Source organism: Acuticoccus sp. I52.16.1, assembly GCF_022865125.1.
Classification (GTDB): Bacteria; Pseudomonadota; Alphaproteobacteria; order Rhizobiales; family Amorphaceae; genus Acuticoccus.
In genome coordinates, this window is record NZ_CP094828.1 from 579547 (window position 1) to 600416 (window position 20870).

Below are 20870 nucleotides of genomic sequence, written 5' to 3' on the forward strand. Positions count from 1 at the left end.
ACTCCCATGACGATCGAGACATTCGGCGAATTTCGCGGCGCTCCGGTGCACCGCGCGACACTTACCTCGGACGCGATCACGCTGAAGCTCATGAACTATGGCGGCGTCGTGCAGAGCTGGGAGGTGCACGGACCGAACGGGCCGATGCAGGCCACGCTCGGCTTCGACACCTTCGCCCCCTACCCGGAATGGAGCCGCTCGTTCGGCATCATCGCCGGCCGCCTCGCCAACCGGGTGCACGAGGGCCGCTTCAACCTGGACGGCGAGACCTTCCAGCTCGACCAGAACGAGGGCCGCAACCACCTCCACGGCGGCTCGGCCGGCCTCGGCCGCCAGCTCTGGGGCCTGGAAGCGGACAGGCGCAGCGCGCGGCTGACGCTGACGAGCCCGGACGGCGACATGGGCTACCCCGGCACCGTTCACTTCACGGTGGACGTGATGCTCGACGGCCCGACGGTCACCTTCGCGATGACCGGCGTGCCGGACCGGCCGACCCCCATCGCGCTGGCGCAGCACTCCTACTATGCGCTCGGCGGCCCGGTGGCGGACCACGTCCTCCATATCGAGGCGCATGAGGTCACGGTGACGGACCCGGCCAACATCCCCACCGGCGAGCTGCTCGCGGTCGCCGGCACCGAGTACGACTTCCTGACCCCGCGCGCGATCGGCGACGCCGAGCTCGACATCAACTTCTGCCTCTACGAGCGGGCGCCGGCGGCGACGCTCCAGGGCCGCGACATGACGCTGGTGCTGGCGACCGACCGGCCGGGCCTCCAGGTCTACAACGCGTTCGACATGCCGACGATCGAGGCACCGGGCCTCGGCGGGGCGCAGTACGGCCCGTTCTGCGCGGTGGCGCTGGAGGCGCAGGACTGGCCCGACAGCGTCAACCACGACAACTTCCCCGACGTCGTCGCGACACCCGAGCGGCCCTACAAGCAGACGACGTCGATCACGCTGCTGCCGCGCTGAGGCGCGCCGGCCATTCACCGGCCACCCGTCCGCGGGCGCTTTCTTCAGACGCCCGGCAATTGGCATCGCCTTGCCATAAAACTGTGCGTCCGCTACCTCCTCAGGGCAGCAGACCTAGAAACACTAATACATCTGTCGGTGTCCCCGCGTGGGATACGGAAGAGCCAAGCAGGGTCAATATGGACACGTTCAGCAATTTGATCGGCGGCGAGTGGACCGAGGGAGCCAACGTCACCGAGAACATCAACCCGTCCAACACCGACGACGTGATCGGCCGCTACGCTTCGGGCGACGCGGCGCAGGCGAACGCGGCGATCGCCGCCGCCAAAGCCGCGGCGCCGGCCTGGGCGCGCACCAACGTCATGGTGCGCCACAACATCCTGAAGGCGGCCGCCGCCGAGATCTTCGCCCGCTCCAAGGAGCTGGGCGACCTTCTGGCGCGCGAGGAAGGCAAGACGCTCGCCGAGGGGATCGGCGAGGCGGGCCGCGCGGGTCAGATCTTCGACTTCTTCGCCGGCGAGTGCCTGCGCCTGGCGGGCGACAAGGTGCCGTCGATCCGCCCGAATGTCGAGATCGAGATCACCCGCGAGCCGATGGGCGTCGTCGGCATGATCACGCCGTGGAACTTCCCCATCGCGATCCCAGCGTGGAAGCTCGCCCCGGCGCTCTGCTACGGCAACACCGTCGTCATGAAGCCGGCGGACCTGACGCCCGGCTGCGCCTGGGCGCTGGCCGACATTCTGAAGCGCGCCGGGCTGCCGGACGGTGTCTTCAACCTCGTCATGGGCAAGGGCTCGATCGTCGGCGAGGCGATCCTCTCCTCGCCGGACGTGGACGCGGTCTCGTTCACCGGCTCGGTCGCGACCGGCAAGCACGTGGCGCAGAAGTGCATCGAGCACATGCGCAAGTTCCAGCTCGAGATGGGCGGCAAGAACCCGATGATCGTGCTCGACGACGCCGACATCGACGTCGCCGTCGACGCGTGCGTGAACGGCGCCTATTTCTCCACCGGTCAGCGCTGCACCGCCTCCTCGCGCCTCATCGTGACCGAAGGCATCCACGACAAGTTCGTCGCCGCCTGCATCGACAAGCTGAAGTCGCTCTCGGTGGACGACGCGCGCAAGGACGGCACGCACATCGGCCCCGTCGTCGACCAGAAGCAGCTCGACACGGACATGAAGTACATCGAGGTCGGCCGCGGCGAGGACAACGCCAAGCTCGCCTGGGGCGGTGAGCGCCTCAACCGCGGCACGCCGGGCTTCTACCTGCAGCCGGCCCTCTTCACCGAGACCACCAACGACATGCGCATCAACCGCGAGGAGATCTTCGGTCCCGTCGCGACGGTGATCCGCGTGAAGGACTACGACGAGGCGCTCGCCACCGCCAACGACACGCCGTTCGGCCTGTCGGCGGGCATCTGCACCACGTCGCTGAAGCATGCCTCGCACTTCAAGCGCAACGCGGAGGCGGGCATGGTGATGGTCAACCTGCCGACCGCCGGCGTCGATCCGCACGTGCCGTTCGGCGGGCGCAAGGGCTCGTCCTACGGTGCGCGCGAGCAGGGCCGCTACGCCGCCGAGTTCTACACCACCGTCAAGACCGCGTATCAGCTCGCATGACCGACGCACAGCGCCTCGCCGCCGCCTTCGTGAGCGGCGGCCCCCTCACCGAGCTGACCCAGCCGCCGGCGGACGTCGCCGCGGCCTACGAGATCCAGGACGCGATGCGGGCCGCCCTCGGCAAGCCCATCGCCGGCTGGAAACTGGCGCAGACCGTGCCCCCGGCGCAGGCCGCCGCCGGCCTCGACGCGCCGACCGTCTCGCCGCTCCTTGAGGGGATGATCTACCCCGACGGGACCGAGTTTCCGGCCGACCGCTTCCTCTCCCCGGAGGCGGAGGCGGAGATCGTGCTGGAACTCGCCGACGCGATCACCGCACCGGCGACGCCCGACGAGGTGAAGGCGGCGTGCGCGGGCTACCGCCTGGCGATCGAGATGGCCGACAGCCGCTATGCGGACAAGCCGTCGATGGGCGCCAAGGCGGTGATCGCCGACATGAACTCCTCCAACGCGCTGATCATCGGCGAGCTGCGGCCGATCGACGGCATGCTGGCGGTCGCGCGCGGCCCGCTGACGCTGACGCTGGGCGACGGCACGGTGTTGCAGCCGCTCGGCGCGGACTGGCGGCCCAACCCGTTCGAGGTGGTGGCGTTCCTGTCGCAGTTCGCGACGGCGCGCGGGCACACGCTGGAGGCGGGCGCGGTGATCACCACCGGCACGCATACCAAGCCGACCCGCACCGGTCCGGGCACGATCACCGCGACTTTCGAAGGCGTCGGCAGCGTGTCCTGCAAGGTGCCGGCGCTGCGCGGCGCCTGATGCATGATCGCCGTGCGCCGCCACCGGCGCACGGCCCATACCGCGCCGACCGCGCCACGACGTAGGGCGGCGGCCCACCCAGGAGGCCCCGCCATGCTCGATCGTCTTGCCGCCGCCGCGCTGATGCTCGCGGTCCTCGCAGCCGGTACCGGCGCACCGCCCGCCGCGGCGCAGAGCTACGACTGCTCCAAGGTGATGGCCGCCGACGAGAAGGCCGTGTGCAACTCCCCCCGCCTCTCCGCGCTCGACGACGAGATGGCGAAGCTCTACGACGCCATCCGCCGCTGCGCGCTGATGGGAACGCGCGGCGAGGTGACCGACAGCCAGCACACCTTCATGGCCGAGCGCGCCGCCTGCGGGGCCGACGACGCCTGCCTGACGTCCCTCTACACCGACCGCGTCGCCACCCTGGGCAAGATCAAACGCGAGATGGGCCCCGGCGCCTGCTGAGCCTCCCCCGCCGGCCCGGCGGGCGCGCGCGGGCGCCCGTCTTGCGCGCCGCCCTCAGTCGCCCGAACGCGGCGGGCGCTGTGGGTCGAGGTGGTTCAGGACGCCGCGCAGGGTGCGGACCTGTTGGCGGTCCCACCCCGCGTCGGACAGTGTCGTGAAGAGGTTGCGCTCCATGCGCTCGGCCATCCCCTCGGGCCGGAAATAGCCCGTCGGCTTCAGCAGCGAGACGAGGTGGCGCCACAGGCCCGTTACTTCCTGGCGCGTCGCGGGCGGTTGATCGGGCGGCGGCGCGGCCGGAAGCTCGCGCGCGACACGGCGCCATTCGTACGCCATCAGCAGCACCGATTGGGCGATGTTCAGCGAGGCGAATTCCGGATCCACCGGGAACGACACGATGATCGAGGCGAGCGCCACTTCCTCGTTCTGCAGGCCCCATCTCTCGCGGCCGAAGAGGATGCCCGTCGGCCCGGTGCGCGTCTCGGCGACGAGTTCGGCGAGTCCCGCCTCCGGCCCCTCGACCCGCTTCGTCATGTCGCGCGGGCGGCGCGTGGTGGCGATCACGAAGGTGAGGTCCGCGATCGCCTCCTCCAACGTGGCGAAGACGCGCGCATTGTCGATCACGTGAGCCGCGCCCGACGAGGCGGCGCGGGCCTTCTCGTTGGGCCAGCCGTCACGCGGGGCGACGAGGCGCAGGTCGGTGACGCCGAAGTTGGCCATCGCCCGCGCGGCGGTGCCGATATTCTCGCCGAGCTGCGGCTCGACGAGGACGACGGCGGGGGGCGGCACTAAGGTCGGTGCCGCAACTTCCTTCGTGGCATCGGTCATGCTAAGGCGGCGCCCAGATCCGCGGTGAACGCGGAATGTCCCTTAAAGACGCAAGGTCCTGGAATGGCGAAGATCAAGGTTGCAAACCCCGTCGTAGAGTTGGACGGGGACGAGATGACCCGCATCATCTGGCAGTACATCAAAGACAAGCTGATCCACCCGTACCTGGACATCGACCTCGAATATTACGACCTCGGTGTCGAGCACCGCGACGCCACCGACGACCAGGTCACGGTCGACGCGGCCAACGCCATCAAGCGTCACGGCGTCGGCGTCAAGTGCGCGACGATTACGCCGGACGAGGCGCGCGTGGAAGAGTTCGGCCTCAAGAAGATGTATCGTTCCCCCAACGGGACGATCCGCAACATCCTCGGCGGCGTCATTTTCCGTGAGCCGATCATCTGCCGCAACGTGCCGCGGCTGGTGCCGGGCTGGACCGAGCCGATCATCATCGGCCGTCACGCCTTCGGCGACCAGTACCGCGCGACCGACTTCGTGGTGCCGGGCAAGGGCAAGCTGACCTTGACGTTCACGCCCGAGGGCGGCGAGCCGCAAGAGCACCAGGTGTTCGACTTCCCGGGCGGCGGCGTCGCGATGGCGATGTACAATCTCGACGATTCGATCCGCGATTTCGCCCGCGCCTCCATGAACTACGGCCTGATGCGCGGCGTGCCGGTCTACCTCTCCACGAAGAACACCATCATGAAGGCCTACGACGGGCGCTTCAAAGACATCTTCCAGGAGATCTACGACGCCGAGTTCGCGGCCGACTTCAAGGCCAAGGGCATCACCTACGAGCACCGCCTGATCGACGACATGGTCGCCTCGGCGATGAAGTGGTCCGGCGGCTACGTCTGGGCGTGCAAGAACTACGACGGCGACGTCCAGTCCGATACGGTCGCCCAGGGCTTCGGCTCGCTGGGCCTGATGACCTCGGTGCTGATGACCCCGGACGGTCAGACGGTCGAGGCCGAGGCCGCGCACGGCACGGTCACGCGCCACTACCGCCAGCACCAGCGCGGCGAGCAGACGTCGACCAACTCCACGGCGTCGATCTTCGCGTGGTCGCGTGGCCTCGCCCACCGCGCCAAGCTCGACGGCAACGACGACCTGAAGATGTTCGCCGACACGCTGGAGAAGGCCACCGTCGGCTGCATCGAGGACGGGCACATGACGAAGGACCTCGCGCTCCTCGTCGGTGCCGACCAGGGCTGGGAGACGACGACCGGCTTCCTCGATTCGGTCTCCGCCCGCCTCGAGAAGGACGTGGCGAAGGCGTAAGCGCCCGCCCATCGCCGACGACGACCGAAGAGCGGGCCCCGGCCCGCTCTTTTTCGTCGGCCAGCGGCCAGAGCGCATTTTCGTCGGCCAGCGGCCGGAGCCCGTTTTTCGCCGGCCAGCGGCCGGAGCCCATGGGAGCGCATGAGATGTTCGACGATCCCGCCGCGGTCGCACGGTACGCCGACGGGCCGCCCCGACAGGTGCCGGGCTTTCACGACCTGCACACGATGGCGCTGGTGCTCCTCTCCGGCCACGTGCCGGCGCGGGGGCGCGTGTTGGTCCTGGGCGCGGGCGGCGGCCTGGAGCTGAAGGCGTTCGCCGCCGCACGTCCCGGCTGGCGTTTCGACGGGGTCGACCCGTCGGCCGAGATGCTGGGCCTCGCCGCCGCCAACACGGCCCCCTTCGCCGCGCGCATCGCCCTGATCGAGGGCACGATCGACGCCGCCCCCGCCGGCCCGTTCGACGGCGCGGTGTGCCTGCTGACGCTCCACTTCATCGCGCCCGACGAACGCCGGCGCACGCTGGAGGCGCTGCGCGCGCGGATGGCGCCCGGGGCTCCGCTCGTCGTCGCGCATCACAGCGTGTCGCGGGAGCCGGCGGAACGCGCGTTCTGGCTGGCGCAGTACGCCGGGTTCGCGGCCGAGAAAGGCGTCGACCCGGAGCGCGCCGCCAAGGCCGGCGCGTCGATCGCGCAGCATCTGCCGCTGCTGGCGCCGGAGGAGGACGAGGCGATCCTGGCCGCCGCCGGCTTCACGGACATACGCCTCTTCTATGCCGCCTTCAGCTTCCGCGGTTGGGTCGCCGTCGCGTGACGCGGGCGCCGTGTGAGGCGCGTGGCAGCCGTATTGCATTCCATCGGCGACGGCAGACGCCGACCACCCTTGATGGAGCCACCCACATGTTCAGGACGATGACCCGCGCCGCGGCGCTGGCGACCGCGCTCGCCCTCCCCCTCGCTGCCGCCGCCCAGGAGGGCGACACGGCCCCCAACGGCGTCGTGACGCTCTACCCGGACGGGATGTTCCCGCCGACCGGCACCTGGAACCTCGCCACCCGCGCGGGCGACTTCGTCTACGTGGCGGGGATGCGCGGCATCGTGCCGGAGACGAACACGCTGGCGGAGGGCAACGAGGCGCGCGTCCGGCAGGCGTTCGTGAACATGCAGACCATCGCCGCCTCGCAAGGAGCGACGTTGCAGGACGCGGTGCGCATCGTCGTCTACGTGACGGACATGTACCGCTACCGCCCGATCGTGAACCAGATTCAAGAGGAACTCTGGGCCGGCCGCCCCTACCCGCCGCGCACGATCATCGAGGTCGACCGGCTGAACCAGGACGACATCGTCGAGGTCGAGGGAACGTTCTACGCGCCGCGGAGCTAGGGCGGATCGGCGGGCGGGGGCGGGGTCCATCGTCAGCGGAAGCGGCATCTGCTAAGCGCCTGCCGTCATCGTGAAGGATACCCGCCTTTGTCCGCCATACCCGTCCCGGTCGCGACGATCGGCCTGCTCATCGCTTCCAACGTCTTCATGACGTTCGCCTGGTACGGGCACCTCAAGTTCAAGGCCGCGCCGCTGGTGGCGGTGATCCTGGTGAGCTGGGGTATCGCGCTGTTCGAGTACATCCTGCAGGTGCCGGCGAACCGGATCGGCTACGGCACCTTCAGCGGCGCGCAGCTGAAGACCATCCAGGAGGTCATCACCCTGTCGGTCTTCATGATCTTCTCGGCGACCTACCTGGGGGAGCCGATCCGCTGGAACCACGCCGTCGGCTTCGCGCTGATCGCCGGCGGCGCATGGTTCGTGTTCCACGAGTTCGGGCGCGGCTGACGGCTCACGCGGCCGCCTTCTCCTCCTGCTCGGCGAGCTTGGCCATCTTGGTCAACAGGACCGCGACGCCCTTGGTGCGCTTGTCGGGATCGGGCCAGTCGCGGATGAAGACCACCTTCTGGTCCGGGCGCATCTTGGCGAGCGAGCCCTCGCCGGCGATCATCTGGACGAGCCCCGAGGCGTTGTTGAACTCGTTGTTGCGGAACGAGACGACGCAGCCCTTCGGCCCGGCGTCGATCTTCTCGACGTTGGCGCGCCGGCACAGGCTCTTGATGTAGACGATCTTCATCAGCCACTCGACCTCCTCCGGCACCTTGCCGAAACGGTCGACCAGCTCGGCGCCGAACGCGTCGATAGATTGCGCGTCGTCGAGGTCGGCGAGGCGGCGGTAGAGGCTCATGCGCAGCTGCAGATCGGGAATGTAGTCCTCCGGGATCAGCACCGGGATGCCGACCGAGATGTGCGGCGACCACTGGTCCGGCGCCTCTTCGTCGGAGCCCGATTTCAAGGTCGCCACCGCCTCCTCCAGCATCGACTGGTAGAGCTCGAAGCCGACCTCCTTGATGTGCCCCGACTGCTCTTCTCCCAGGAGGTTGCCCGCGCCTCGAATGTCGAGATCGTGGGAGGCGAGCTGGAAGCCGGCGCCCAGCGTGTCGAGCGAGGAGAGCACCTTGAGACGCCGCTGCGCCGGGCCGGTCAGCGTCTTGTCCACCGGCGTCGTCATCAGCGCGTAGGCTCTGGTCTTGGACCGGCCGACGCGGCCGCGGATCTGGTAGAGCTGCGCCAGGCCGAACATGTCCGCCCGGTGGACGATCAGCGTGTTGGCGGTCGGGATATCGAGCCCCGATTCCACGATGGTCGTCGCCAGCAGCACGTCGTACTGCCCGTCGTAGAAGGCGTTCATCACATCGTCGAGCTCGGTCGGCGACATCTGCCCGTGCGCGACGGCGACCTTCACCTCCGGCACGTGCTGCTCCAGAAACTCCTTCTGACCCGCGAGGTCCGACACGCGCGGGCAGACGTAGAAGGACTGGCCGCCGCGGTAGCGCTCCCGCAGGAGCGCCTCGCGGATCGTCAGCGCGTCGAACGGGGTCACGAACGTGCGCACCGTCAGCCGGTCGACCGGCGGCGTCGCGATGAGCGACAGCTCGCGCACGCCGGTGAGGGCGAGCTGCATCGTGCGCGGGATCGGCGTCGCCGAGAGGGTGAGCACGTGGACGTCGGACTTGATCTCCTTCAGCCGCTCCTTGTGCTTGACGCCGAACTTCTGCTCCTCGTCGACGATCAGCAGGCCGAGGTCGCGGAACTCGATCCCCTTGGCGAGGAGCGCGTGAGTGCCGACGATGATGTCGACGTCGCCGTTCTTCAGCCCCGCCTTCACCTCGCGCATATGCTTGGGGCCAACGAGGCGCGAGGCCTGCTCGACACGCAAGGGCAGGCCGGCGAAGCGTTCGGCGAAGGTCTTGTAGTGCTGGCGCGCGAGGAGCGTCGTCGGCACGATCAGCGCCACCTGCTTGCCGTCCATCGCGGCGAGGAAGGCGGCACGAATCGCCACCTCCGTCTTGCCGAAGCCGACGTCGCCGCACACCAGGCGGTCCATCGGCGTGCCTTTGGCGAGGTCCTCGGCCACCGCCTCGATGGCGGAGAGCTGGTCGTCGGTCTCGTTGTAGGGAAACTTGGCGACGAACTCGTCGTAGACGCCGGTCGCCGGCTCGATCACCGGGGCCTTCTTCAGGAGGCGCTGCGCGGCGGTCTTGATGAGACCGTCGGCGATCTCGCGCACGCGCTCCTTCATCTTCGCCTTGCGCGCCTGCCAGCCTGCGCCGCCCAGCTTGTCGAGGACGACGCCCTCGGTGTCCGCCGCGCCGTAGCGGGACAGGAGGTCGATGTTCTCGACCGGCAGGTAGAGTTTGTCGTCCTTCTGATAGGCGATCTCGACGCAGTCGTGCGGCGCGCCGGCGGCCTCCAGCGTCTTGAGGCCGATGAACCGGCCGATGCCGTGGTCGACGTGGACGACGAGGTCGCCCTCCGCCAGCGAGGATGCCTCGGTAAGGAAGTTGGCGTCGCGCTTGCGCTTGCGGCTGGAGGAGACGAGACGGTCGCCCAGAACGTCCTGCTCGGCGACGATGACGTAGTTGGGCGTCTCGAACCCGGTCTCCAGCTCCATCACCGTGAGCGCGGCCTCGGCCTTGGGGAGCGCGCCGGCCTCCTCGATCGTGCCGACTTCGGTCATCGCACCGACGCCGTGGTCGCGCAGCACCTGCGCCATGCGCGAGCGCGAGCCCTCCGACCATGAGGCGATGATCGGCCGCCGCCCGTCCTTGCGGATCGCGTTCACATGGTCGACCAGGGAGACGAAGATGTTGACGTTGCCGGCCGAGCGCTCCGCCGCGAACGAGCGGCCGACCTTGCCGCCCGCCGGGATCGTCAACTGCTCGGGCCGCTCCGGCTCGTCGAACGGCGACAGGCGGATGACGCGGTGCCCCTCCAGCATCTCCTCGGTGGAGAGGCCGGTGAGGTAGAGTTCGTCGGTCGGCAGCGGGTTGTAGGGCGCGCCCTTGAGCGACTGCTCGATCGCCGTGGTGCGGGCCGCATAGTGGTCCTCGATCTCGGCGACGCGCTTGGCGACGGCGTCCTCGGCCAGGTGGTCGATCACCATCGGAGCGCCGGGCACGTAGTCGAACACCGTCGCGAGGCCCTCGTGGAAGAGCGGCATCCAATGCTCGACGCCCGCCGCGCGCACGCCTTCGGAGACGGAGTGGTAGAGGATGTCGTCCTTCGTGGCGGCGCCGAAGCGGCGCAGGTAGCCCTCGCGGAAGCGCGAGATGGTCTCCTCGTCGAGGATCACCTCGCTCATCGGGATCAGCTCGATCATCGGCCACTGGCCGGTGGTGCGCTGCGTGTCGGGATCGAACGGGCGGATCGTCTCCAGCGTGTCGCCGAAGAAGTCGAGCCGGACGGGCTGCTCGGTGCCGGGCGCGTAGAGGTCGACGATGCCGCCGCGTACCGCATATTCACCCGCCTCGCGCACCGTGGGCGTGCGCAGGAAGGCGTTGTCCTCCAGCCAGGCGAGGACGTCCTTCATGACGACGTCCGATCCGGCGGCGTGGCGCAGCGTGGCGCGGCGGATCACCTCCGGCTTGGGCGCACGCTGCAGGATGGCGTTGGCGGTGGTCAGCACCACCATCGGTCCGTCGCCGGCCTTGCGCGCGGCGAGTGTCGCCAGTGCGGCGGCGCGGCGTGCCTGGACGAGCGCGGAGGGCGAGGCGCGATCGTAGGGCATGCAGTCCCAAGCCGGCAGGCGCACCACCGCCAGCTCCGGCGCGAAGAAGGCGAGCGCGTTCTCCGCCGCCTTCAGCCGCGCCCCGTCGCGCGCGACGAACATCACCGCATCGCCCGTCGCGGCGGCCATCGTGGCGAGAACCTCGCCTTCCATGCCGTCGGGGACTTGCGTCACGGTCAATTCGCGCGGCAAATCCGGTTCGGCGAGCCGCTTCAGGCTCGGCTTGGCAAGTTCCTTGATTTCGGCGATCGAGAGCGCCTGCGCCTTTTTGGCCATCACCCTGCCTTGTGAAACGCGATGACGCGATAAAGAACCGCGCTCTGATGATTTTCGGGAATATCGGTCTGCTCGGTGATCCAGGCATAAAGCTCCGGATCGGGGACGCTCATCAGAGCCTCCATCTCGGCGACGTCGGCTTCGCTCCACTCCTCGATGGTGGCGTCGGCGAAGCGGCCGAGCAGGAGGTCCATCTCGCGGGTGCCGCGGTGCCAGGTGTGGAAAAGCAGGCGCTTCTTGCGCGGGTCGAGACCTGCGGAGGAACGGGTCGTACCGGACATACTTCTCTTTCCGCGCACGTTGAAACGTGGCATATCACAACGCAAGATGGTCGGCCGTCCGGGAGGACGCCGACGTGACAGGCAACGTCGATATCGGTCGTCTGATCGCCCCGGTCAATCGCCTCGATGGCGTAGGCCCCGGCAGAGCGGATCGCCTGGCCCACCTCCTGGGCCGCGAAAGCGCCGCCGAGACGCGCATCTTCGACCTGTTGAACCACATGCCGAGCGGCGTCGCCGACCGCCGCACCATCACCCCGGTCGCCGAGGCGCCGGAGCGTGGAACCGCCACGTTTACGGTGAAGATCACGCGGCATGAATCGAGCCGCACCCCCAAGGGCCCGGTGCGCGCGTTCGGCGAGGACGAGACCGGCGAACTCGCGATCGTCTTCTTCCGCGGGGGCATCAAGTGGATCGTCGGCACCTATCCGATCGGTGCGTGGGTGCGCGTCTCGGGCGAGACGACGTGGCGCGACGGTCGGCCGCAGATCGTCCACCCCGACGCATCGGCCGTCGTCGAGGCGCCGGATGCCCCCGCCGGCCCCGGCTTCGGCCTGGAGCCGCAATATCCGATGACGCAGGGGCTGACCCCCGGCGTGTTGGCGGGCGTGATCGGAAACGCGCTGGAAAAGATCGGCGACGTGCCCGAATGGCTGGACCCGCCGCTGATGGCGCGCGAGCGCTGGCCCGCCTTCGCCGAGGCCTACACCGCCGTCCACCGCCCCGCCGAGGTGGCGGACATCCTCCCCGCCTCCCCCGCGCGCCGGCGCCTCGCCTACGACGAGCTGCTGGCGAGCCAGCTCGCACTCGCCATCGTGCGCGACCGCGAGCGCACCCGGCGCGGGCGGGTGCGCAAGTGGGACCCCACCGCGATCGACGCGCTGGAGGCATCGCTCCCCTTCGCCCTCACCCCCTCGCAGCGCCTCGCGATCGCCGAGGTCGCGGGCGACCTCGCCGCCGAGCACCGCATGACCCGCCTCGTCCAGGGCGACGTCGGCTCCGGCAAGACGGTGGTGGCGATGGTCGCCGCCGCGATGGCCGCCGGCGACGGTGGGCAGACCGCGATCATGGCCCCGACCGACCTCGTCGCCCGCCAGCACTACGAGACGCTGGCGCGCTACCTGGAGCCTGCCGGCATCGCCGTGCGGCTCCTCACCGGCCGCGTGCCGGAGAGCGAGCGCAGCCGTGCCATGGCCGCGCTCGCCAGCGGCGAGGCGAAGGTCGCCGTCGGCACGCACGCCCTCTTCCAGGGTGCGGTGGAATTCGCCGACCTCGCGCTGGTGGTGGTCGACGAGCAGCACCGCTTCGGTGTCTCCCAGCGCATGGCGCTGACACAGAAGGGGCCGACCTCCGACCTCCTGGTAATGACCGCGACGCCGATCCCGCGCACCCTGGTGCTGGCGAGCTACGGCGACATGGACGTCTCCCGCCTCACCGACAAGCCGGCCGGCCGCCAGCCGATCGAGACGCGCGTCGTCGCCGACACCCGCCTCGGCCAGATCATCGACCGCCTCGCCGCCGCCGTCGCCCGCGGCGAGAAGGCCTACTGGGTCTGCCCGTTGGTGGAAGAGGGCGAGGAGAGCGAGCTGCAATCGGCCATCGCCCGCCACAAGGTGCTGGCCGAGCGGCTCGGCCCCGTCGTCGGCCTCGTCCACGGCCGCACCCCGGTCGCCGAGCGGGAGGACATCATGTCCGCCTTCAAGGACGGCGACCTCTCGGTCCTCGTGGCGACCACCGTGGTGGAGGTCGGCGTCGACGTGCCGGACGCGACCATCATGGTCATCGAGAACGCCGAGCGGTTCGGCCTCTCGCAGCTTCACCAGTTGCGCGGGCGCGTCGGGCGCGGGTCCAAGCCCTCCACCTGCCTCCTGCTCTATCGTTCGCCGCTGGGGGCCATCGCGCGCCAGCGGCTCGACACCATGCGGGCCACCAACGACGGCTTCCGCATCGCCGAGGACGACCTGAAGCTGCGCGGCGAGGGCGAGTTGCTCGGCACCCGCCAGTCCGGTGCACCGCAATTGCGCGTCGCCGACCTGGAGCGCGACGGCGATCTGTTGGCGACGGCGACGGACGACGCGCGCATGGTGGTGGCCATGGACCGCGACCTCGCCGGCGAGCGCGGCCGGGCGCTGAAGCTGCTGCTGACCCTCTACGAGCGCCGCCGCGCCATCGAGCGGCTGCGCTCCGGGTAATCTTCAGCGGCTGCCGGTGCCGCCCGCGGGGGCCACGCGGTCGAGCATGAGCGGGTCCAGCGCCTCCGGCGCGAAGCCGAACGCCTCCGCGACATCCGTCTGCACGTAGCGCTGCACGGCCGAGAGCTGCGTCGTCATCGCGGCGACCGTGGTGCGGGACGGTGTCGCCCGCAGCTCGGACGACCGGTCCGAGAGGGCCGCGAGGTTCTGAACCAGCGTCGCCGTGGCGGTCTGCGCGTCGGTTCCGGGCATCGCATAGGCGTTGACCACGCGCGCCATGTCCGTCAGCGCCGCGAGGCGGCCCTGCACGAAGGCGGCGTTGGCGGGCTCGCTGAAACTGATCTGGCCCGACGCGCCGCGCGGGCGGGGCGACAGGACGTCGACCGTCCGCCCCAGGGTGCGCAGCATGCCGGCGAGGAGGTCGAACAGGCGGCGCCGCGCGCCCTGCTCGGTCTCCGGCTCGGACCACTGCGGGTCGAGATGGCCCTTGTCCCACCGCCGCTCCAGCGTGCGCGCGGTGTTGGCGACATGGGCTGCCAGCGTCACCGCCAGCGGGCACCGCCCTTCGTCGTCCTCGAGGTGGAAGAGCGCGTATTCCAGCGCCGGCAGGCCGACGTAGCCGGGCTCCAGGTTGCGCAGCGCGGCCAGCGTGGCCGGCCCGTCCGGCGCGCTCCCCAGCAGCACGTTGAACTGCGTGCGGGCGATCGCCTCCTCGCCGAACGGCGTCAGCACGCTCGTCGAGGCGGCGCGGTTGTACTCGCTGGCGAAGGCGAGCGAGACCGCCGCGCTCGCGGCGCGCATGGTGCGCACGTAGCCGACCTCGAGGTCCCGCGGCGAGCGCCGCTCCAGCGAGCAGAGCCGCAGCACGACGTTCTGCAACCGCGCCGACGTGCGCGAGAAGGCCGCGAAGCGCGGCTTGACGAGACCACGGCCGAGCTGCGCCAGCGGCGGCTCGTTCAGCGCATCGGAGGGCGCGGGGGCGGCGGCGGGGTCTGCCGCGGCGGCCGGGGGGCGCGGGGTTTCTGTCGGGACGGCATCGCCGGCGTCCTGCGCCATGGCGAAGCCGCTCCCGGCGGCGAGCGCCGCCGCGAATGCGATGGCGCGGGCGCTAGCGCAGCGACGCAAAGATCTCGTCCAACCGCTTGGCATATTTGCGTGCCTGCGCCTCAATCGAGAAGTTCTTCGCCACGAACGCCTTGGCCCGCTCGGCCCGCCGCTGCCGCTCGGCGGGATCGGCCCGCACCGCCCGCATCTGCTTCACCGCACTCTCCAGCTTCGGTTGCGCCCAGACCTGGTTGCCGTCGACGAAAATATACTCGTTCGGCTTCGGCTCGACGAGATCGTAATCGACGATCCACGAGTGCTCCGGCTTGGTGAAATCCATGTTGCCGGAATAGCCGGTGGTGAGGATCGGCACGCCGATGCTCATCGCCTCGATCAGGCCGAAGCCCCACCCCTCCGAGCGGTGCAGCGAGACGTAGCAGTCCGCCCCGCGCTTCAGCTTCATCAGGTCGCCGTAGCGCAGCGTCTCGTTGAGGATGGTGATGCGCGGGTCGGAGGCGGCGACCTCCAGCAGCGCGTCCCAGCGCATCGTCTGGTGCGGATCGTCGACGAAGTCGCGGTTGTGCGTCTTGAGGACGAGGAGCACGTCCTCGTCCATCCCGAAGGCCGCCTGGAACGCCTTCACCACCCCGTGCGGGTTCTTGCGCTCGACGAACGAGAACGAGTCGAACGTCGCCAGGAAGACGAACGTCTCCGGCCCCACCGGCAGCCGCTCGCGCACCCAGGCGCGCGAGGCCTCGCGGCCCGGATCCGGCACCTGCTCCACCGCCATGCCGACGTTGCGCACCGGCTTGCCGCCCATCACCGGCTCGTAGATCTCGACACCGTAGTCGGTCGCGACCCAGATCTCGTCGACGAGATCGAACGAGAGGATCTGCGCGTCCGACGGGCGCGACAGCTCCCAGAAGTAATAGCCGATGTTGTAGGCGCCGTTGTAGGTATCGGGCAGGTAGGCGAGCGCCATCGGCAGCGTCTCGCCGTTGAGGTGGATGAGGTTCACCTTGGCGGGCTTGGGCTCGTCGAACGCGAGGTCCTTGGTGTTCATCCCCACCGGCGCCGGATTGTCGAGATCGAAGTCGACCACGTTGGGCTCGTAGCCCGCCGCCTTCAACGTCTCGAACGACAGGCGCGAGGCCTGGCCGAGGCCGGAGGACTTGGCCATCGGGCCGATGATCTGCAGGGGGACCCGCTCGTTGCGCGGTGCCGTCGCCGGCGGAAAGCGGGCCGCGTCGAACCGGTTGCCGCGCGCGTCGAACGTGTTGTAGCGCAGCCGCTTCAGGTCGAACGCGTTCGTCAGCAGATACTTGGCGAAGCGTTCGGCGTCGAACACCTCCGAGATCGCCTCGCCGCTGGTGTGCAGCACCTGGATCGACTTGTCGAACGGGGTCTCACGCGGCGGCCCCTCGAACATCGCCGTGAGGTTCTTCGTCGGCAGGTAGCGGATGATGGAGGGCTGGCTGATCGCCTCCAGCAGCAACCACACGTGCATCAGGCGGCGATGGTCCGGCGTCGACAGGTCGAGCACGTCGTAGCGCGGGTTGGCCTTGTGCTCCTCCTCGATGAAGCGCGACAGGGCCCAGTCCTCACCGCGGTAGACGGCCGGCACGCGGCGCAGCACGTCGACATAGTAGTCCGGGATGAGGCAGTCCTCGACGTGCAGGTCCATCGCCTTTTCCAGGCACCACCAGCGCACGAACGCCTCGTACTGGTCGATCCCCGCCAGCGGGAAGGCCTCGGCCGCGCCCGGCGTCGTCAACGCGTAGGACAGCGAGGCCTGGGAGAGCTTGAACCTGTTGCCGACCAGCGGCACCGGCGCGTTGAGGTAGGCGATCTCGTCCGCCCCCAGCGGGATCCGCAGCGGGTGGCGCATGGTGATGTAGTTGTCGAGATACCAGCGCAGGAAGCGGTTCTTGGCCGTCTCCGACCCGTCGATCGGCAGCCCCTGGCCCAGCTTCAGCCGGGTGTGCTGGAACTCCAGATACTTCGACATCGACTGGCGCACGTTGCCGGTCATCGCCCCCTCGAAGGCGAACATCGTCTCGTGCAGGGGGTAGCGCTTGGGCTCGCCGCGCAGCGGCGCGCGCTCGATCGCGGGACCCGCTTTGGCCACCAGCGAGATCGCGTTCTCCAGCGCCGGGGCGACGGCGGCGCGGATGTCGTCGGTCACGCCGCTGCGGTTCTCCAGCATGCGGCGGGCGACCCGCTCGTAGGTCCCGTCACCGCGGCGCACGAAGAACTCGAACGGCAGGTCCCGTTCCATCATCGCCGCACGCAGCCCGTCGGGCAGCTTCCAGTAGAAGCCGGAGCGCGCCGGGCCGAGGCCGGCCTGCTCGACGTCCTTGCGGCGCACGTCGGCCCGCACGATCGCGGTCGGCACACCGTCGACCACGAACTGCAAGGTCAGCGGGGCGTGCATGGGGTCGGACTTGTCCGTGACCCAGCCCGACACCTCGTTGGATGAGAAGACGTCGATGTTGAGGGCGTAGATGGACGTCTCGCTCACGGGGCACTCTCAGTCGATCGCCGGGATCGAATGCCCGGGCTTTAAAAACGGTCCCGACGTGTTGGCATCATGCCGCCCCCACGTGCAAGACCGCTTTTGCCGACCTACGCCAGAACGGCGGCGCGCTGGGCTTTGTGACGCTCGATATCGGCGTCCACCATCTCGCAGATCATCTCTTCCAGCGTGGTCTTGGGCTCCCAGCCGAGCTTGGCTTTGGCCTTGGCCGGGTCGCCGAGCAGGATGTCGACCTCCGCCGGGCGGAAGAGCTTGGGGTCGATGACGAGGTAGTCGGCCGAGTTCAGCCCGACGTGGCCGAAGGCGATCTCCACCATGTCGCGCACCGAGGTGGTGCGGCCGGTGGCGACCACGTAGTCGTCCGGCTGCTCCTGCTGCAGCATCATCCACATCGCCTCGACATAGTCGCGCGCGTGGCCCCAGTCCCGCTTGGCGTCGATGTTGCCGAGGCGCAGCTCGTCGGCCATGCCGAGTTTGATGCGGGCGACCGCGTCGGTCACCTTGCGGGTGACGAACTCGATCCCGCGCAGCGGCGATTCGTGGTTGAAGAGGATGCCGGACGAGGCGTGCATCGCGAAGCTCTCGCGGTAGTTCACCGTCATCCAGTGGGCGTAGAGCTTGGCCGCGCCGTAGGGCGAGCGGGGGTAGAACGGCGTCTTCTCGCTCTGGTGGGCCTCCTGGATGAGGCCGAACATCTCCGAAGAGGACGCCTGGTAGAAGTGCGCGTCGGGCTGGGCGATGCGCACCGCCTCCATCACGTTCGCCGCGCCGACGCCGGTCACGTTGCCGGTCAGGATCGGCTGCTGCCAGGAAGAGGCGACGAAGCTCTGGGCGGCGAGGTTGTAGACCTCCTGCGGCTGCGCGGTCTCCACCGAGCGGATCAGGCTCGACAGGTCGGTCAGGTTGGCGTCGAGATAGTTGACGTCCTTCTCGATCTTCAACCAGCGCAGACGGTGGTCGGCGATGCCGAAGTGGCTGGAGCGACGCACCACACCGTAGACATCGTAGCCCTTGTTGAGCAGGAACTGGGCCAAATAGGCTCCGTCCTGCCCGGTGATGCCCGTGATGAGTGCCTTAGGCGCCATGCGGTCTGTCTCGCTTGTGTCAAAATCAGGGGGCACGGTCGCCCGCTCGGACGCGGCAACCGGCAAAGGGTTCGGCTGCGCGCACTTACCAAAGCTGCATCAGACCTACAATAGAGGCGCGGGTATCGCAGATTGTCGTCAGGCTCGGGGCTCGAACGAAGGGCGGGCTTTGCGGGCGGCCCTCGGTGGAACTCGCCGACGCCCGCAGGCGCCGGCGGACAGGACCGGGCGGATCGTCGCTCAGAGCGCCGGCAGATCCGGCAACGGCTGGCCGAGCCACTTCTCCGACAGGTCGTTCAATTCGCCGCCCAGCTTCTTGTGCAGGATGAAGACGTTGACCCACTGCAACAGGTCGATGTTGCCTTTCTTGACGCCGATGAAGGCGGGCGATTCCTTGATGATGAACTTCGTCTCGATCGACACGTTCGGATTGTCGGCCCCCAGCTGCGCGGCCACCGTGTTGCCGGTGACGATCACGTCCGTCTGACCGGAGACGAAGGCCTGGATCGTCGCCGCATTGTCGCCGAAGCGGATGATCTCCAGGTCCTCCGGCCCGTTCTCGGTCAGCTCCAGATCCTCCAGCGTGCCGCCGGTGACGCCCACCTTGTGGCCCGAAAGCTCGGCCACCGAGCCGATCGGCAGGTCGGCACCCGCGAACGCGCCGGAAAAGAACGGGGCATAGGCGGACGAGAACCAGATCGACTTGGCCCGCTCCGGATTGGCGCCCATGGAGGAGACCACCAGGTCGACCCGGTCGGTCTCGAGGTAGGGGATACGCTGGGCGGAGGTGACCGGGACCAGCTCCAGCTCGACCCCGAGGTTCTCGGCGATCAGGTTGGCGACGTCGACGTCGTAGCCGACATACTCGCCCTCCATGCCGAGCGAGCCGAAGGGCGGGAAGTTCTCCGGCACGGCGACCTTGATCGTGCCGGCCGACAGGATGTCCGACAGGTCCGCCAATGCGGGCGTCGCGAACGCGAGCGTGGCCGCCACGGCGGCGGCGATGGTGGTGCGGATCATGGTTGCTCCTTCTCGGATGGTGTCGGGGATCGTCAGCCCGCGGCCGTCTTGTCGGCGCCGTGGACCGCGCCGAGGCGGCGCTCCAGGCGGCGGGACAGCTTGGACAGCGGGAAACAGAGGCAGAAGTAGATCAGCGCCATCAGCGGGAAGATCACGAACGGCTCGGTGCCCGGCACCGGCGCGTTGGCCCAGCGCCGGCCGATGGTCATCAGATCGTGGAAGCCGATGATGTAGGCGAGCGAGGTGCCTTTGATGATCTGCACCATGAAGCCGACCGTCGGCGCCAGGGCCAGCCGCAGGGCCTGCGGGGCGATGATCTTCACCAGCACCGGGCGAAACCGCAGCCCCAGTGCGAAGCCGGCCTCCCACTGCCCCTTGGCGACGCCCCGCACCGCCCCCGCCCACACCTCCGAGAGGTAGGCGCTCGCGTAGAGCGTGAGCGCCACCGATGCCGCGACCCAGGCGTCGATGTTCATGCCGATCAGCCGCGGCACGCCGAGCCCCAGCAGGAAGAGGAGCATCAGCAGCGGGACCGATTGGAAGAGCCAGATGTAGCCCGACGCCAGGATCCGCGCGGCGCGGCTCGTCGTGATCTTCAGTGTGGCGACGGCGGCGCCGATCAGCCCGCCGCCGACGAAGGCGATCAGGGTCAGGTAGATGGTGAACTGCGTGGCGAAGAGGAGCTGGGCGACGACGAAGCCGTACGGCTTGCCGAGGATGCCGACGAAGAACTCGCTCATCGCGCCCTCTGCCAGGAGAAGAGCCGGTGCTGCAGGACCGTCAGCCCCGCTTTGAAGCCGAGCGCGATGACGACGTACATCACCGTCAGAACCGTGAAGACCTCGAACGAGCGGAAGGTGCGCGAGTCGATGTAGAGGCCCGCGCTGGTGAGATCGGGCACGCCGATCTCGGCGACGATGCCGGTGGTGAGGAAGAGGAAGATGAACTGGCTGTTGAGCGACGGGTACACCGCCGCCACCGCCTGCGGCAGGATCACCTTGCGGAAGGCGAGCATCGTCGAGAGGCCCAGCGCGCGGGCGGCCTCGACCTGCCCCTTGGCGATCGAGAAGAGGCCGGCCCGCAGGATCTCGGCGAAATAGGCCGAGAAGTTGAGCGTCAGCGCCAGCGCCGCGTGCGCCCAGAACGGCCACGCATAACCCAGCAGCATCGGCAGCCCGAACGCCACGAAGAAGAGCTGCACGATGAGCGGCGTGTTGCGCACGAACTCGACGTAGACCACCGCGATCTGCGCCGCGACGGGGACGTTGAAGTAGCGCGCCGACGCCAGCGCCATCGCCAGCACGAAGCCGACGATGCCGCCGGCCGCGGCGAGCGCGATGGAGAACCCCGCCCCTTCCAAGAGGCGCAGGAGGTACTCCTCGCTGCGCCAGATTTCGAAGAATCTGAATTCCATTCGCCCGCC

The 20870-nt window shown here is 69.1% G+C and carries 18 protein-coding genes; 9 read left to right on the forward strand and 9 right to left on the reverse strand.

Annotated features, from left to right (window positions below):
* Positions 1–6: 6 nt before the first annotated feature.
* The 4 genes from MRB58_RS02660 (at position 7) to MRB58_RS02675 (ending at position 3799) form a co-directional block, all read left to right on the forward strand.
* Complete coding sequence (locus MRB58_RS02660) at positions 7–972, forward strand: aldose epimerase family protein (RefSeq protein ID WP_244780143.1); 966 nt, start codon at positions 7–9, stop codon at positions 970–972.
* Between the two features lie 179 nt (positions 973–1151).
* Complete coding sequence (locus MRB58_RS02665) at positions 1152–2591, forward strand: aldehyde dehydrogenase family protein (protein WP_244780144.1); 1440 nt, start codon at positions 1152–1154, stop codon at positions 2589–2591.
* The gene (locus MRB58_RS02670; RefSeq protein WP_244780151.1) at positions 2588–3349 is read left to right on the forward strand and encodes a 2-keto-4-pentenoate hydratase; all 762 of its coding nucleotides are present in this window, start codon (positions 2588–2590) and stop codon (positions 3347–3349) included. Before MRB58_RS02665 ends, MRB58_RS02670 begins: the two co-directional genes overlap by 4 nt.
* Before the next feature lie 93 nt (positions 3350–3442).
* Positions 3443–3799 carry a lysozyme inhibitor LprI family protein gene (locus MRB58_RS02675; RefSeq protein WP_244780152.1) on the forward strand — a complete coding sequence of 119 codons (357 nt, stop codon included), beginning with the start codon at positions 3443–3445 and terminating at the stop codon, positions 3797–3799.
* A 54-nt stretch (positions 3800–3853) separates the two neighbouring features.
* Here MRB58_RS02675 and MRB58_RS02680 read toward each other — a convergent pair whose 3' ends face one another.
* Positions 3854–4624, reverse strand: coding sequence for an RNA methyltransferase (locus MRB58_RS02680; protein ID WP_244780154.1), 771 nt, complete (start codon positions 4622–4624; stop codon positions 3854–3856).
* A gap of 63 nt (positions 4625–4687) precedes the next feature.
* On the opposite strand from MRB58_RS02680, the gene MRB58_RS02685 reads away from it, so the two are divergent.
* From MRB58_RS02685 to MRB58_RS02700, 4 genes are all read left to right on the forward strand, one after another.
* Positions 4688–5905 carry an NADP-dependent isocitrate dehydrogenase gene (locus MRB58_RS02685; protein WP_244780156.1) on the forward strand — a complete coding sequence of 406 codons (1218 nt, stop codon included), beginning with the start codon at positions 4688–4690 and terminating at the stop codon, positions 5903–5905.
* Positions 5906–6051: 146 nt separating this feature from the next.
* Entirely contained in the window at positions 6052–6717 is a 666-nt protein-coding gene (locus MRB58_RS02690; protein ID WP_244780157.1) for a class I SAM-dependent methyltransferase, read from the forward strand.
* Positions 6718–6803: 86 nt separating this feature from the next.
* Complete coding sequence (locus tag MRB58_RS02695; protein WP_244780159.1) at positions 6804–7286, forward strand: RidA family protein; 483 nt, start codon at positions 6804–6806, stop codon at positions 7284–7286.
* An 87-nt stretch (positions 7287–7373) separates the two neighbouring features.
* Entirely contained in the window at positions 7374–7733 is a 360-nt protein-coding gene (locus tag MRB58_RS02700; RefSeq protein WP_256461700.1) for a DMT family protein, read from the forward strand.
* Positions 7734–7737: 4 nt separating this feature from the next.
* On the opposite strand, the gene mfd is transcribed toward MRB58_RS02700, so the two are convergent.
* Both mfd and MRB58_RS02710 read right to left on the reverse strand, forming a co-directional pair.
* Positions 7738–11292, reverse strand: a complete 3555-nt coding sequence (gene mfd, locus MRB58_RS02705; protein ID WP_371747226.1) for a transcription-repair coupling factor — start codon at positions 11290–11292, stop codon at positions 7738–7740.
* Positions 11292–11573 carry a succinate dehydrogenase assembly factor 2 gene (locus tag MRB58_RS02710; protein ID WP_244780160.1) on the reverse strand — a complete coding sequence of 94 codons (282 nt, stop codon included), beginning with the start codon at positions 11571–11573 and terminating at the stop codon, positions 11292–11294. The genes mfd and MRB58_RS02710 overlap by 1 nt, the downstream gene beginning before the upstream one ends.
* A gap of 74 nt (positions 11574–11647) precedes the next feature.
* Here MRB58_RS02710 and recG point away from each other — a divergent pair, with 74 nt between their 5' ends.
* Entirely contained in the window at positions 11648–13762 is a 2115-nt protein-coding gene (gene recG / locus MRB58_RS02715; protein WP_244780162.1) for an ATP-dependent DNA helicase RecG, read from the forward strand.
* A gap of 3 nt (positions 13763–13765) precedes the next feature.
* Here recG and MRB58_RS02720 read toward each other — a convergent pair whose 3' ends face one another.
* The 6 genes from MRB58_RS02720 to MRB58_RS02745 all read right to left on the reverse strand — a co-directional run bounded on the left by MRB58_RS02720 (position 13766) and on the right by MRB58_RS02745 (position 20861).
* On the reverse strand, positions 13766–14887 hold the full coding sequence (locus MRB58_RS02720; RefSeq protein WP_244780164.1) for a hypothetical protein: 1122 nt from the start codon (positions 14885–14887) through the stop codon (positions 13766–13768).
* Positions 14871–17327, reverse strand: a complete 2457-nt coding sequence (locus MRB58_RS02725; RefSeq protein ID WP_244780165.1) for a glycosyltransferase — start codon at positions 17325–17327, stop codon at positions 14871–14873. Before MRB58_RS02725 ends, MRB58_RS02720 begins: the two co-directional genes overlap by 17 nt.
* 104 nt (positions 17328–17431) lie before the next feature.
* Positions 17432–18427, reverse strand: coding sequence for a GDP-mannose 4,6-dehydratase (gene gmd, locus MRB58_RS02730; protein WP_244780167.1), 996 nt, complete (start codon positions 18425–18427; stop codon positions 17432–17434).
* Positions 18428–18667: 240 nt separating this feature from the next.
* Positions 18668–19447, reverse strand: coding sequence for a transporter substrate-binding domain-containing protein (locus MRB58_RS02735; RefSeq protein WP_244780168.1), 780 nt, complete (start codon positions 19445–19447; stop codon positions 18668–18670).
* Positions 19448–19479: 32 nt separating this feature from the next.
* Positions 19480–20187 carry an amino acid ABC transporter permease gene (locus MRB58_RS02740; RefSeq protein WP_244780169.1) on the reverse strand — a complete coding sequence of 236 codons (708 nt, stop codon included), beginning with the start codon at positions 20185–20187 and terminating at the stop codon, positions 19480–19482.
* Positions 20184–20861 (reverse strand): amino acid ABC transporter permease, encoded by a 678-nt coding sequence (locus MRB58_RS02745; protein ID WP_244780171.1) that lies wholly within the window; start codon positions 20859–20861, stop codon positions 20184–20186. Before MRB58_RS02745 ends, MRB58_RS02740 begins: the two co-directional genes overlap by 4 nt.
* Positions 20862–20870: the final 9 nt, after the last annotated feature.